The 14,225-nt window shown below is 46.0% G+C and carries 13 protein-coding genes and 1 pseudogene; 7 read left to right on the forward strand and 7 right to left on the reverse strand.

Annotated elements, in window-relative coordinates; all coding sequences use genetic code 11:
- Positions 1 to 355: 355 nt before the first annotated feature.
- Positions 356 to 1,183, reverse strand: a complete 828-nt coding sequence (gene dapB, locus QT998_RS05180; protein ID WP_194071140.1) for a 4-hydroxy-tetrahydrodipicolinate reductase — start codon at positions 1,181 to 1,183, stop codon at positions 356 to 358.
- A gap of 370 nt (positions 1,184 to 1,553) precedes the next feature.
- On the opposite strand from dapB, the gene QT998_RS05185 reads away from it, so the two are divergent.
- Positions 1,554 to 4,025: an EAL domain-containing protein gene (locus QT998_RS05185; RefSeq protein WP_228050395.1), complete on the forward strand. Its 2,472-nt coding sequence runs from the start codon at positions 1,554 to 1,556 to the stop codon at positions 4,023 to 4,025.
- 133 nt (positions 4,026 to 4,158) lie between these two features.
- On the opposite strand, the pseudogene QT998_RS05190 reads toward QT998_RS05185, so the two are convergent.
- Positions 4,159 to 4,305: pseudogene (locus QT998_RS05190) on the reverse strand (IS1 family transposase); the annotation flags it as partial.
- 534 nt (positions 4,306 to 4,839) lie between these two features.
- Here QT998_RS05190 and bchI point away from each other — a divergent pair.
- Positions 4,840 to 5,949 carry a magnesium chelatase ATPase subunit I gene (gene bchI, locus QT998_RS05195; protein WP_442921558.1) on the forward strand — a complete coding sequence of 370 codons (1,110 nt, stop codon included), beginning with the start codon at positions 4,840 to 4,842 and terminating at the stop codon, positions 5,947 to 5,949.
- 90 nt (positions 5,950 to 6,039) lie between these two features.
- Positions 6,040 to 6,573, forward strand: a complete 534-nt coding sequence (gene ruvC, locus QT998_RS05200; protein WP_333091068.1) for a crossover junction endodeoxyribonuclease RuvC — start codon at positions 6,040 to 6,042, stop codon at positions 6,571 to 6,573.
- Positions 6,574 to 6,661: 88 nt separating this feature from the next.
- On the opposite strand, the gene QT998_RS05205 is transcribed toward ruvC, so the two are convergent.
- Positions 6,662 to 7,231 (reverse strand): Uma2 family endonuclease, encoded by a 570-nt coding sequence (locus QT998_RS05205; protein WP_333091069.1) that lies wholly within the window; start codon positions 7,229 to 7,231, stop codon positions 6,662 to 6,664.
- A gap of 330 nt (positions 7,232 to 7,561) precedes the next feature.
- On the opposite strand from QT998_RS05205, the gene QT998_RS05210 reads away from it, so the two are divergent.
- Positions 7,562 to 7,936, forward strand: coding sequence for a hypothetical protein (locus QT998_RS05210; protein ID WP_333091070.1), 375 nt, complete (start codon positions 7,562 to 7,564; stop codon positions 7,934 to 7,936).
- A 90-nt stretch (positions 7,937 to 8,026) separates the two neighbouring features.
- On the opposite strand, the gene QT998_RS05215 is transcribed toward QT998_RS05210, so the two are convergent.
- Positions 8,027 to 8,296, reverse strand: a complete 270-nt coding sequence (locus QT998_RS05215; protein WP_333091071.1) for a hypothetical protein — start codon at positions 8,294 to 8,296, stop codon at positions 8,027 to 8,029.
- Positions 8,297 to 8,548: 252 nt separating this feature from the next.
- On the opposite strand from QT998_RS05215, the gene QT998_RS05220 reads away from it, so the two are divergent.
- The 3 genes from QT998_RS05220 to QT998_RS05230 all read left to right on the forward strand — a co-directional run bounded on the left by QT998_RS05220 (position 8,549) and on the right by QT998_RS05230 (position 10,773).
- Positions 8,549 to 9,772 (forward strand): hypothetical protein, encoded by a 1,224-nt coding sequence (locus QT998_RS05220; protein ID WP_333091072.1) that lies wholly within the window; start codon positions 8,549 to 8,551, stop codon positions 9,770 to 9,772.
- Positions 9,773 to 9,781: 9 nt separating this feature from the next.
- On the forward strand, positions 9,782 to 10,015 hold the full coding sequence (locus QT998_RS05225; RefSeq protein WP_333115666.1) for a hypothetical protein: 234 nt from the start codon (positions 9,782 to 9,784) through the stop codon (positions 10,013 to 10,015).
- A 122-nt stretch (positions 10,016 to 10,137) separates the two neighbouring features.
- A complete protein-coding gene (locus QT998_RS05230) occupies positions 10,138 to 10,773 on the forward strand; it encodes a restriction endonuclease subunit R (protein WP_333091075.1) in 636 nt (211 codons plus the stop codon).
- Positions 10,774 to 11,040: 267 nt separating this feature from the next.
- Here the strand turns inward: QT998_RS05230 and QT998_RS05235 are convergent, their stop codons facing one another.
- The 3 genes from QT998_RS05235 to QT998_RS05245 form a co-directional block, all read right to left on the reverse strand.
- Positions 11,041 to 11,376, reverse strand: coding sequence for a ribulose bisphosphate carboxylase small subunit (locus QT998_RS05235; protein ID WP_333091076.1), 336 nt, complete (start codon positions 11,374 to 11,376; stop codon positions 11,041 to 11,043).
- Positions 11,377 to 11,421: 45 nt separating this feature from the next.
- Positions 11,422 to 11,832, reverse strand: coding sequence for a RuBisCO chaperone RbcX (gene rcbX / locus QT998_RS05240; protein ID WP_194012735.1), 411 nt, complete (start codon positions 11,830 to 11,832; stop codon positions 11,422 to 11,424).
- A 137-nt stretch (positions 11,833 to 11,969) separates the two neighbouring features.
- Positions 11,970 to 13,400 (reverse strand): form I ribulose bisphosphate carboxylase large subunit, encoded by a 1,431-nt coding sequence (locus QT998_RS05245; protein ID WP_194012734.1) that lies wholly within the window; start codon positions 13,398 to 13,400, stop codon positions 11,970 to 11,972.
- Positions 13,401 to 14,225: the final 825 nt, after the last annotated feature.

Genomic DNA, 14,225 nt, shown 5'->3' on the forward strand with positions numbered 1-14,225 from the left:
GAAGGAAGAAGTTATTGGTTATTGGTTATGGGTTATGGGTTATTGGTTATTAGTGCTGTCCCGGCTGAGCTTTCCGTCCAATGTCATAAGGAAGAGGGAAGAGGGAATAAGTTAATTACCCTACAATAACTCGATCCCCCCTAGCCCCCCTTCTTAAGGGGGGGACAAGATTCCGATCGAAGTTCCTCTTTTTAAGGGAGATTTAGGGGGTTCTAGACTTGGCCACAAGGGAGATTCATCAAAGGTTTAAGGCGATTATCAAAACTAATAATAACTATCAACTGACAACTGACAACTGACAACTGACAACTAACAACTGACAACTAACAACTAACAACTGACAACTGTCAACTAATTACAGGATTTTTTCTAATCCGTAAACGAGCGATCGCAATTCTATGATTTTTCGCACTGATAACAAAACTCCGGGCATATAACAAGCGCGATCGCTCGTATCGTGTCGTAATGTATAAACTTGACCAGGGCCGCCAAAAATTACTTCTTGGTGGGCAATTAAACCGGGTAAACGGATGCTGTGAATCCGAATTCCTTCGTCGGCTAAAGAGCCTCTGGCACCGGGCAATTTTTCGGTTTCTTCTACTTGGGCGGGATTGAACGTTTTCCCCATTTCTGCTAGCATTTGGGCGGTTTGGATGGCTGTGCCGCTGGGTGCGTCGGCTTTTTGATTGTGGTGGAGTTCGATAATTTCTACGTGTTCAAAATATTGAGATGCGGTGACGGCGGCTTGTTGCAGCAGCACCATGCCGATCGAGAAATTGGGTACAATCAAACAACCTATGCTGGCTTTGTCGGCAAATTCCGCGAGGTTTTGAATTTGGGCGGTACTCAATCCGGTAGTGCCTACTACGGGCCGTATACCGTAAGCAATAGCCGATCGCACGTTTTCGTAAACTGACTTTGGGTGCGTAAAGTCCACCATCACGCCTAACTGCTTTTCCTGAGCGGCTAAGGCCAGCATTCCTTGCAAGTCGTCGGTGATGGGAACTTCTAACGGGCCGCACCCGGCTAATTCTCCCGCATCGGCGTTGAGGGACTCAGGAGAGCGGTCTACAGCGCCAAATAAGGTCATGTCGCTAGCACTGGCGATCGCCTTAATTACTTCGCGGCCCATCTTGCCGCCAGCACCGTTAACAATCACCGGAATCGGAAGTTGATTGGCCATAATCTCAAAAATATCCAGAAAGTTCGATCGACTAAATTTTAACGCTTGTGGAAACTTGTGGAAACTTGGGGAAACGGAGGAATCCCAGACAGCACTTTTCGGCAGATACGATTCAAACCCAGTTTCCCATCCGAGAAATACTTTGCCAAATCGATTAATTAGCTTAAATAAACTCGGTTTCGGCACAAGTTCTGAAAAAATTATACTCAATCTCATAATAAGCTCAATTCTGTAAGAACAAACTTGTGGTTAGCTTTATTTGCACCCGTATATCTTTGCTGTGACTGCCAAATTTTCTCGAAATCTTTGTTCTGTACTGTCTCTCGCAACTGGCCTGAACCGGAGTTCTCAAGGCCGGCGGGTCAGGATTTTGCCTGCTTTGTTGGCAGGCGCAACTGTAACGCTGCTGAATACGGGAGCTCAGCGGTTGGGATGGTATCAAAGCTTGGAATTGGGAACTTTTGACTCGTTGGTGCGCTTGGAGCCGGATGCGGGCCCAGATCCGCGGATGCTGATAGTGGGAATTTCTGAGGCGGATATTCAAACTCTGGGGAGGTTTCCGATTTCCGACGGGGCGATCGCCAAAACCTTGACAAAACTCCAAAAGTACCAGCCAAAAGTCATCGGTTTGGACTTGTACCGCGATTTGCCTCAAGCCCCCGGACACCAAGAATTGCTGGCGGAGCTCAAGGCGCCGAATCTGGTGGCGATTACTAAATTGAACGATTCAGACAGTGGGGGAGTGCCCGCCCCTCCGGGGATGCCGCCGGATCGGGTGGGTTTTAATGACTTTTTACTCGACGCTGACGGGGTGGTGCGCCGCAATTTGCTCTCAGTCGCGAAACCCGACAATACTGCTGCTGCTTCCTCGTTTTCTTTGCAAGTGGCTTCGCTGTATCTCAAGGACAAGCTGCAGCCGACAGATAGCCGTGTCAATCCCCATCAAATCAACTGGGGGAAAGCAAAATTTGTGCCTTTAGCATCTGACAGCGGTGGCTATGCAAATCTTGATGCTAGAGGCTACCAAATTCTGCTCAAATACCGTTCTGCTGTTGGGGTGGCGCGACAAGTCAGTATCCTGCAAGTATTGAAGGGCGAAATTGATCCGAGTTGGGTAAAGGACAAGATTGTGCTGATCGGGACGACTGCACCGAGTACCAGAGATGTGTTTCTCACGCCCTACAGCCCGGTTAAAAAGCAAAATCCGAAAATGCCGGGGGTGTTGCTGCACGCTCAAATGCTCAGCCAAATATTGACTGCTGTTTTGCAGGGGCGATCGGTGTTTTGGGTGTGGCCAGAATGGGCAGAAATTCTGTGGAATGCTGCTTGGGCGGTGCTGGGCGGGCTTGTGGCTTGGCGGATTCACCACCCATTGCGGGCGGGATTGGTTGTGGGTGCGGCTTTGGTGGGGCTGTTGGGGATTAGTTTTTTGATTTTTACTGAGGGTGGGTGGGTGCCGCTGGTGTCGCCGGCTGTGGGTTTGGTGGTGACTGGTGCGGGGTTGAGCGCTTACAGGAAGCTTTACGATGCTTTTCACGACTCTCTGACTGGTTTGCCGAATCGGGATTTGTTTGTAGAGTGTTTGGGGCGGGCGATCGTCAATACTAGGCACCACCGCAGCTATCTGTTTGCGGTGCTTTTTTTGGATTTAGACCGATTTAAGGTGATTAATGATTCTTTGGGTAATTTGGTGGGGGATGAGTTGCTGATGGCGGTGGTGGTGCGGTTGCAGGCGAGTGTCAGCATGGCGGATACTGTGGCGCGGGTGGGGGGCGACGATTTTGCAATTTTGGTGAGGAATGTTGATGCCCAGAGTGCGGTGGATTTGGCCGATCGCATTCATCAAGCTTTAATTGTGCCTTTTGAACTCGGAGGCCAGGAAGTGTTTGTCACTGCTAGCATCGGGATTGCGGTGGGTGGCCAACCCGCACTCGCCGCCCGGGAACAGCCGGAACACTTGCTGCGGGACGCTCACACGGCGATGTACCGGGCTAAGGCTTTGGGAACGGGAAGGTATCAGGTGTTTAATGCTGCGATGCACGATTTGGCGTTGGAGAGGTTGCAGTTGGAGACGGATTTGCGGATGGCTGTAAAACGTCGGGAGTTTTTGCTTTACTACCAGCCGTTTGTGTCTTTAGCCAGCGGCAGGATTATTGGGTTTGAGGCTTTGGTGCGCTGGCAGCACCCGCAGCGGGGCTTGATTTCGCCGGTTAAGTTTATTCCGGTGGCTGAGGAAACGGGGGCGATTGTGCCGCTGGGCGAGTGGGTTTTGGAGGAGGCTTGTCGGCAGTTGCGGCTGTGGGAGGGAATGTTTGATTTCGATCGACCTTTGATTATGAGTGTAAATTTATCTGGGAAGCAGTTTGCTCAGCCGGATTTGATCGATCGCATTCGGGCTATTTTGGGAACAACGGGTTTGAGTGCTCAGAGTTTGAAGTTGGAGATTACTGAGAGTGTGGTGATGGATGATGTGGAGTCGGCGATCGCGGTTTTAAAGGAGATGAAAGCGCTTAATGTCAAGTTGGGAATTGATGATTTTGGTACTGGTTATTCGTCGTTGAGTTATTTGAGTCGGTTTCCTACGGATACTTTGAAGGTTGATAAGTCGTTTGTGGGGCTGATGGAGCTCGAAAGCGAGGGGGAAAATGTGGCGATCGTGCGGACGATTGTGGCGCTGGCGCACGCTTTGGGGATGGATGTGATTGCTGAGGGTGTGGAGACGGCGGCACAATTAGCTCGGTTAAGGGCGATCGGCTGCGAATACGGTCAAGGTTATTTTTTTGCTAAGCCTTTACCGAGCGAGGCTGCGACTGCTTTGATGGCTTCTGAGCCGCAGTGGTAGTTGTGGGTTATTAGTTATTGGTTATTGGTTATTAGTTATTGGTTATTGGTTATTGGTTGTTGGTTGTTGGTTATTAGTTGTTATTGCTTATTGGTTATTGGTTGTTGGTAGTAATAAATATTGAGTGATATGGTTATTGGCTCAAAACATAGTTATAATGATCGATAAAATACCAAATATAACCAATATGATTGTCTAATTTTTTAGAAAATGAAAGAGTCTTTCTTGCGAGACGAGAAACACGTTGGCGCAAAGTATTATTACATCTTTCAATACGATCGCCCAGCAGTTTCAGTCTTGGACGCATCAGTACCGCAGAAACCTGGTTTTTTACCTAATCTGTGACCTCCGCTTCTGCCTCTGAAGGCAGGAGGCAGGAGGATTTGTGCTTAATCCCTTTCCCCTAAGTCGGTACAAGCCTCTCCTTTAAATGGGATCAGAAATTGGGAGGGGTCTGAATCCTCTTCCAATTTCCAACCTCCTGCCTCCTGCCTTTCAACTGCTGCCTCCTTCCAGAGGAGAGAAGATTTTCATCCATCAAACCCGGTTTCACCAGTCCCCGCCCGCCCCAGCTAAGGCCCCTGCACTCCCACAGAAACCAGGTTTTTTTACCGGGATTAAAAGCTGTAGCCCAGTTTTGCCCAAAAATTCGGTTTCTCAGTCAGGGACGCATTATGACGGTGTAGCAAGGCTTTGAGATTGCTTCACTACCTTCCAAATGACAGAAATACGTTAATCTAAAATCGCAAATCTAAAATCTAAAATCGGTTATCCCTTACAATAAACAGGCAATTATTATATTTTGAGTTATCCTGTGAGTCCTACTGCCGAAGTCAGCAATACCGTAAATGCGGGCGCTCTGCCAACCGTCACCGCAGCCCGCCGCGCTGTTTTTCCCTTCACTGCAATTGTTGGCCAGGAGGAGATGAAACTGGCGCTGCTGTTGAATGTCATCGATCCCAAAATTGGCGGAGTGATGATTATGGGCGATCGCGGTACGGGCAAATCTACCACAATCCGCGCCCTCGCTGACTTGCTGCCAGAAATTGAGGTGGTGGCTGACGATCCTTTTAACAGTCATCCCACCGATCCGGATTTTATGAGCGATGAGGTGCGCGATCGCACTTTGCATCACGGTACAATGCCGATCGCCCGCAAAAAAGTCCAAATGGTAGACTTGCCGCTCGGCGCTACCGAAGACCGAGTTTGCGGTACGATCGACATCGAGAAAGCTTTGGCCGAAGGAGTTAAAGCTTTTGAACCAGGCCTGTTAGCCAAAGCTAACCGTGGCATTCTTTACGTCGATGAAGTCAATTTGCTCGACGATCACTTAGTCGATGTTTTGCTCGACTCCGCCGCCAGCGGCTGGAATACAGTCGAACGCGAGGGCATTTCGATCCGCCACCCGGCTAAGTTTATTCTCATCGGTTCCGGGAATCCCGAAGAAGGAGAATTGCGGCCGCAATTGCTCGACAGATTCGGAATGCACGCCGAAATTCGGACTGTCAAAGACCCGAATTTAAGAGTAGAAATTGTCGAACAGCGATCGAGTTTTGACCAAAATCCCTCAGAGTTTCTCGCGAAATATCAGCACGAACAAGACGATATGCAGGAGAAATTGGTGGAAGCCCAGGAAAGGCTAAAATCCGTAACTATCGATCGAGATTTGCGAGTAAAAATCTCCCAAGTCTGCGCCGAATTGGACGTAGACGGGCTGCGGGGCGATTTAGTCACAAATCGGGCAGCCAAAGCTTTCACAGCCCTAGAATGTCGCACAGAGGTCACTGTAGACGATATTCGCCGGGTGATGACCCTATGTTTGCGGCACCGATTGCGGAAAGACCCGTTAGAATCGATCGATTCGGGCTATAAAGTGACTAAAGTGTTCGATCGGGTATTCGGCCTAGAAACAACTGAGGGATAATTAATAATTGGTAATTGGTAATTGGTGGTGATGAAACATTTCCCAAATTTTTAATGCCTCATTCCCCATTTCCAATTACTAATTTCTGCAATGGAAAAACGAATTTTAGGATTAGATCCGGGCTTAGCAAATCTCGGCTACGGGGCAATTTGCTGTCAAATCATCCCCGGAAAACAAGATGAAAACTTTGTTTCCATGATTGATTGTGGCGTGATTAAAACAACGCCTAAACAGGAAATGGGACAGCGGTTGAAAACAATTTATGATGATTTGCACGAGGTAATTGAACAAATAAAACCAGATTTGGCAATTGCTGAAAAACTGTTCTTTTACAAAATGGGAAATACCATACTCGTAGCCCAAGCGCGGGGCGTTTTGACACTGGTATTAGCGCAGTGTGGAGTGCCGCTGTTCGAGTTTACCCCAGCGCAAATCAAAAAAGCATTAACTGGGCGCGGTAATGCGGATAAATCTGAAGTACAAGAGGCCGTAGCGCGGGAGTTAGAGTTGGCTTATATTCCGAAACCGGACGATGCGGCGGATGCTTTGGCGGTGGCTTTGACTGGTTGGTATGATGATGATATTTGTCCGAAAAAAATCCCATTGGAAACCGTAAAAATTTAATCTAATCTTCAGTCTCGCGTTGCGCGGACTTTGTTTTTGTAGAAGCGATTTCAAGATCCGATTCCCATTGCTGGTTCCCAATTCCCGTTCAAACCATCGGCAAATTCAAAACAAATCCCGGCAACACATCTTCACCCGACAAACTCACCGGAAACTGTACAATCTCCACCTCGCAATTAGCGCGATAAATTTCCACTTGTTCGTCTTGAGGATTAATCAGCCAACCCAAGCGCAAACCGCTGTTGATATATTCCTGCATTTTCTCCTGAAGCGGCCGCAGCGCATCTGTCCGCGAGCGCAATTCTATCACAAAATCAGGGCAAATCGGCGGAAACTTCTCCCTTTGTTCATCTGTCAAAGCCGACCATCTTTCCAAGCTAACCCAAGCCGCATCGGGAGAACGGTCTCCGTTATTTGGCAGCCTAAAAATTGTCGAAGAACTAAACACTCTCCCTAGCTGCGTTTGACGGTTCCACAAGCCCAAATCTGTAATTAAATCGGCTTCTCGATTGCCGCTGACTCCGCCTACTGGTGACATAATGATGATTTCTCCTTTAGCAGTCCGTTCAAATTGCCAATCTCGATTCATCTGGCACAAACGGTAAAACTGTTCATCTGTTAGTTCGACACTATCTAAGTTTAAAGTAACGGTTGTCATTTTTCCTAACTCCCGAAAAATATGAGTTCTGCCAACCTATTTTAGCGCCGCTTTCTGTCAATGACAAATTTATCGCCTGCTCTGTGATATTGCTTCACGACCTTCGTAATGACAGACGAAACAAATCAATTTTAAAATCAGTCCTCCCAGGGAGGACTTTCGCTTTCCGACTGGGGTTAAAAGCCGATTCGGACTATTGCGAAGTACCCAATCTCAGGTGACAATATAATTAAGTTCGATCGCCCAATCTCAACATCAATCAAAAAAATGCTATAATATATAATTTAACTCCTAAACTTCTCCAGTCAACAAAGCACAAACTAAAATTTTATGGTGATTATTACTTCACAAGAAATTGCCCAATTTCGATCGCAATTAGCCGAATATCCCGAAGCCCTAAAAGCCCTCGACGAAATCGAAGATTGCGAAGGTAACATCGAAGATGCAGCAATATCTCTGGCAATTCAAGCCGGACAAGAACCGAACATCTCGGAAAAGTGGCTGGACGGATTGGCCAAAAGATGCCGCGTTGCTATCTGCAAATCTGAGGTTAAAGAAGATTTGACAAACGGACAATTGAATGCAGCATTTAGAGATTTAGTCGCTGCCAAAATTTGTCCTAAAATTTTGGTAACTTCCGTGATTATTTATGTATTTAAAACTGGGGTAAATGATTTTTGCGAGCCTCTGGAATATCAACTGTAAAGCCATTGATGCAGTTAAAATAGCCCCGATTTTCTGAAACAAAACGAGGCGATTTATGAAGAGGGATGGCTACATCGCGCGGACTTTTATCTACCCCTGTGCGCTGCTGTACCCAGCCGGCACTAAATCCGGCGACAATCCCAAAGATTTCCCCAGCAAACGAGCCAGTTGCACTAAAAAATTGGCAGTATCTCTGTCTCCTTCCCCGGCCATTGAAGCTGATATCTGGATTAGCATCTGCACAAATCCGGCATCTATTAAATCGGAACAGGAACTTAAAACCTCTGGTTCTTGGCCGTTGGGACAGGTGAGCACTCGCTCGATCAAGTTCAAATAAGCTTCTTGGCGTTCTGGATTCATTTTGGGAGGATGGGTACAGTAAATAATTTATTATTACGCTTAATTCTGTTCTGTCAATCAGGCGATCGAATATGCGATCCCCGTCTTTGCTCTAGAATCTTTATTCCGTCTGGAATAGACAGAAGCTTAAAGAAAATCTTAAGTTTCTTAATCTTAGTTTAGTTGAGGTAAGGTGTTATTTGGCACACTCTAATATTAGGTAAGATAGGCCGACTGGTACCCTAGGATTCAAGAAAATTAGGAATTTATAAAATGAAAATAGGAATATTTTTAGGAAATTTAGGAAATCCCGCTATCTACTATCCCAAACTCGCCCAAATTACCGGCGGAGTTGGTGCGAGCATTTTTCTTTGCCAATTATTGCAATGGAAAGTGCAACATTCCAACTCTAGCGAATGGGTGAAAACTAACAGCAACGAAATAGAAAAAGCCACGGGTTTAAGTCCCGAAGAACAAGAAATCGCGAGACGCTTGCTAAAAGTGCGATCGCTCTTGAAAGAAAAATCAACAAATCCCCACACCGACACCCTAGAACTCTGGGCGGACATTGACGCTTTTGAGGAAAAACTTAATAACTTTTTTGCCAATAACCACACCAAGACTATAACAGAACCAATTCGCGATCGCACAAATCGCCCTGTAGAAATATTATCCGAAACTTCCCCCCCACAGCGTGCAGTTAAAACCGACAAATATTTCGGACAACCGCGCCAGCAAATAGCGGTTGCTGTCAACGCGAATTACCAATTTAGCGGCCCTTGGAATTCCCAAGAAGAATTGCACAACTTTCAGCGGGCTTTAGAAGAATATGCCAGAGTTCGCAACTTAGGATTTGGCAATCCTTCGGGATGGGCTTTTAAAATTATTGACAGCATGACAAAAGGGTTAACTTCGACTTTTTGGGACGAATTTATCGCGGGAATTTCTTTGGGAGAAAGTCAGAAAGTTAAGCGGGATTGGGAAATTGAGCCGGAAGTGCCTTATCCGGCGTTTGAAGAGGAGCGAATTCAGTATTACGTCCACAAGGGCGAACCGCTGGAAGCAGCAGTGTCTAAAGCCCGCGCTGACTTGAGAAATCCGGTGTTGGGGAAGGATTTGTGGGAGGGTTTTTTGCGAAAGTGCGATCGTATTGCGGATGATGCGCTCAAAGCAAAACTGCAGGGGGTTGACACACCATATCTGCCCTCTTCCTTCAACGAAAAACCGCAAATCACCAAGGATAGCGTAATGCGAAAATTAGGGGCGATCGGGCCGCAATTTGCCCTGAATCAATCCACATCTGAAACTATCGCCGAACCACCAAAACTCGAACCACAAGAACAGATCACCGCTGACGAAATCCCCAGTATTTCCTCTTTACAAAAAGCTTACCAAACTCCTCTCGGTCGCAGTATAGTTGAAAAACAAATCGCTGCTAATCCACAATGGGGCTATGAAATTGTTAATGGTGAAATTATAGAATCCATTTTTTTTTAGGAGGCGAATGTGAAGCGAGTTAGCGATATCGATCCGCTGGGAATTGAGCGGGTAAATCCTTCGGATGCAGAAAGAGAAAAGCTGCGACAGGAAAGATTGCAGCACGAGAAAAGTTTAGGTTTTCAGCAGTTAAGAGAATTTTGCAGTTTGGGCGAATACGGCATGGCGAAAGAGCTTGCAGCTAGACATTCTAGTTGGGGTTATGAAATAGTTGACGGAGTTGTAATGGAGCGGATGGATTAGGTTCGTAGTAAAGACTTTAGTCCCTTATTAAAGCATAGGAAGAAAAAACTAAAGTCCTCACTACGAACCTGTTTTTCCTAATATGTTAGGATTAGAATAGAGATTTAATTGGTTTTAAAGTTATGACAGTTATTAATGCAAAAAATCTAACATTATCAGAAGTACACCGTCTGTTCGGCTTTCAAAAGCAGTACACTAACTCATTTACCTCTCTGTTATCTCTTGAAGATATCACAGAACACGAACAGCAGGAACTTACACAAATTAGGGATGATTTTGATGACTATATTTCCACGGATCGAGTTTCAGAAGGACTGGTAAAAGCTCTGACTACCTTTCCCTTAATGCGATTGGCTGGCTTCTACCGCCGCCCGATTAAAATTAGTTTAGAACAAGACATCGCTGAAATTAGCATTGAAGATGAAGATACTATCATTAAAGGACGGTTTGATATCTTGGCTGTCAACAGGATAAAGCCCATCAGAAGCGATACATATTTTTGGGTTTTGGTAATTGAAAGTAAAAATTCTGGAATCAACGCATTGATGGGTTTATCTCAATTGCTAACCTATGCTTATCAAAATTTAAAATATCAAGACACTATCTGGGGTTTGACAACCAACGGAATGCACTATCAGTTCGTGAATATTCAGGGGGGCAATACCCCAAGCTATCAGCTATTGCCTTTGCTAAACTTGATGGAACCCGAACCTTCAATTTTGTTGCTGCAAGTTTTAAAGGCTATTTGTAAGCTGTAGATGAAGGAAGAAGGAAGAAGGAAGAGGGAAGAAGGATGAAGGATGAAGGATGAAGGATGAAGAAACATCTTGCTTTGATTCGGAGACTCTCTTGAAATCATCTGCGTTGATATGTGTTTATCTGCCTATCATCTGCGGTATATCTATCAATAAAAGATTTATCTAATAAGTCTAATCATCATCGCCCTAAAAAAAAATGAGGCGGGGAGAATTCCCTACCTCAATTTTTAGCTAACTTTTCCCCTAAAAAAATAGGGCTGTTAAAGCTTAGTAGCCTCTGCTGTTAGGCTTGTGGACGATGAAGCTGAGCACTTGGCACTGCTTCACGTTGTCAAAACCCATGACGCGGATGTAGCACTGAGGATTTTCTTGGCGACAAGCTTGAATTTCAGTCATGATTTCTTGGACGCTGCGAGCACCAAACAAAGGCAACTTCCACAAAGTCCAGTAGCGCATTTCAGCAGCAGAACTTTCGTTGAATTCTACGCCGGGAATGTAGCCTTGATCCAGGATGTATTGGAGTTGCTTGGCAATTTGGGAGTCTGTCAGCGGGGGCAAATAGGACAGAGTTTCGTAACGACGCTCTTTAGGTAAAGTCTTCATTTTTTGTATCTCTAAGGTGTGTGTTCGATCGCACTTCTCGATCGATTAACTCGACAAATTATCCAGATTCGGTTCAGAATCTATTGATGCTTCAGGATGACTGGTAGAAACAGACCAATTAAGTTGCGTAATTCGCTCTAAATGCTGGCGTCTGTGTTCCATATTCGACTGTTGAATGCCAGTACAAACCATTTCTGGCAAAAATTCCGTCACATCGTGAGCCAGATATTCTCGCACAGTCATGATCCGAAATCCTAAATCTTGATTTTCCCTCAGCAGCTCGTCAATGTAAGCTTCTCCATCTTGGATTTTGTTCTTCGTGGAAAAGTCATTCAACCAGATGGCTTGGGCAGGATTGGTTTCGCTCAACTGAGCGACCACAATCCGCACGGATTGATAGGTTAGGTAACTTGCCAGCACCTTAGCGGTGTCTTTCGCAACTTGTTTGAGATCCATTTTTGACCCCAGCTCCCTCAAATTTGAGATTTTGGATTTTAGATTTTAGATGCAAACTTACTTGTAAATCTTCTTCAAAGATAAAGACTTAAGAGCAAGTTTGCGACCTAAAACCTAAAATCTGCAACCCAAAATCATCAAACGGTATCCATTGCCTCGAACTCAAACTTGATTTCTTTCCAGAGTTCGCAAGCAACAGCCAATTCAGGGCTCCATTTGCAAGCTTCGCGAATGATGTCTCCGCCTTCGCGCATCAAGTTGCGGCCTTCGTTACGAGCTTGGACGCAAGCTTCCAATGCAACGCGGTTAGCTGCTGCACCAGGTGCGTTGCCCCAAGGGTGGCCCAAGGTGCCGCCGCCGAACTGCAAGCAGGAGTCGTCGCCGAAGATTTCCACCAAAGCCGGCATATGCCAGATGTGGATACCGCCGGAAGCAACCGGCATGACACCGGGCATGGATGCCCAGTCTTGGGTGAAGTAAATACCGCGGCTGCGGTCTTGTTCGATGTGGTCTTCGCGCATCAAGTCTACGAAGCCCATCGTGATGCCTTTTTCGCCTTCGAGTTTGCCCACAACTGTACCGGAGTGCAGGTGGTCGCCGCCGGACATCCGCAAGCACTTGGCAAGTACGCGGAAGTGGATACCGTGGTTTTTTTGACGATCGATCACGGCGTGCATGGCGCGGTGAATGTGCAGCAAAATACCGTTTTTGCGGCACCATTTGGCCAAGCTGGTGTTTGCAGTGAAACCACCGGTTAGGTAGTCGTGCATGATGATCGGGGTTTTGATTTCTTTGGCGAACTCAGCCCGTTCCATCATTTCTTCAAAGGTAGGGGCAGTTACGTTTAAGTAGTGACCCTTGACTTCGCCGGTTTCTGCTTGAGCTTTTTCAATAGCTTCTTGAACGAACAAGAAACGATCGCGCCAGCGCATGAACGGTTGCGAGTTGATGTTTTCGTCGTCTTTGGTAAAGTCCAAACCGCCGCGCAGAACTTCGTAAACGGCACGACCGTAGTTCTTAGCAGACAGACCCAATTTGGGCTTAATTGTACAACCCAGCAAAGGACGGCCGTACTTGTTCAATTTGTCCCGCTCAACGGTAATACCGTGAGGAGGGCCTTGGAAGGTTTTCAGGTAAGCAATGGGAATCCGCAAGTCTTCCAACCGCAGAGCACGCAGAGCTTTGAAACCGAACACGTTACCGACCAAAGAGGTCAGCAAGTTGGTGACGGAACCTTCTTCAAACAAATCCAAAGGATAGGCAATGAAGCAGATGTATTGGTTGTCTTCACCGGGGACTGGCTCGATGTCGTAGCAGCGACCTTTGTAGCGGTCGAGGTCGGTCAGGAGGTCAGTCCAAACAGTTGTCCATGTACCGGTGGAAGATTCAGCGGCCACAGCAGCTCCAGCTTCTTCTGGGGGAACTCCTGGCTGCGGTGTGACGCGGAAGGCAGCCAAAATATCTGTATCTTTCGGCGTGTAGTCCGGGGTGTAATACGTTAGTTTATAGTCTTGAACTCCGGCTTTATACCCAGCCTTTGATTGAGTTTGGGTTTGCGCGTAAGCCATATCTCGCTTCCTAGTATTCGCTTAATTTTTTTGCCCGATCGCAGGCTGTTAAAAATATATCAATAAATGGGTGCTCTTTAATTTTAATATTCTTTTAATCCTCATAAGTATTGTTTATTTTTCTTTATATTTAGATATTTTTTGTAACATATCTTATTAAACAAAAGCGGCAAAGGATGCAGGGGGAAAGGCTGGGGATCGAGGAGATTTTGGATTTTAGATTTTAGATTTTAGATGGAGGAAACAGGAAAGATTAGTCATAAATACTTAATTTTATGGTGGAGATCGATTAAATTTGAGATTGTAAATTTTAGGTTGGGGGGAGGAAAAGTTAGTTATAAATACTTAATTTTAGGGTAGGAGATCGAACTCAACTGCAATCGAGTATGCAATTATTTAATTGAAAATCCCGTGGGGGGCCAAGAAACCGGGTTTATGGGAAAAATTTGGGTGTATTAACGAGAAATATAGCAAGAAACCGGGTTTCTGAGGTTGTAAAGCCCGATCGCGCCAACTCTGGCACAATCTTCAATCGAAAATCCAAAATCGAAAATCTAAAATCCCGTGGGTGGGCGAGAAACCGGGTTTCTACGAAAAATTGGTGCTGAACGAGAAATATAGCAAGAAACCGGGTTCTGAGGTTGTCAAGCCCTCTACGCCAACTCTCCCAAAATCTAAAATCGAAAATCTAAAATCGAAAATCTAAAATCGACTGACTCTCAGAGGGCAAAGTCAAAAATCGACAGCATAGCACATAATATGGACAGGACTGGTGCAGCAACCTGGTTTTTCCAACCAAAATCCGTCGTTACAGCAATTAAACTT

Source organism: Microcoleus sp. S1D4 (genome assembly GCF_036700765.1).
In the GTDB taxonomy this organism is placed as follows: domain Bacteria; phylum Cyanobacteriota; class Cyanobacteriia; order Cyanobacteriales; family Microcoleaceae; genus Microcoleus.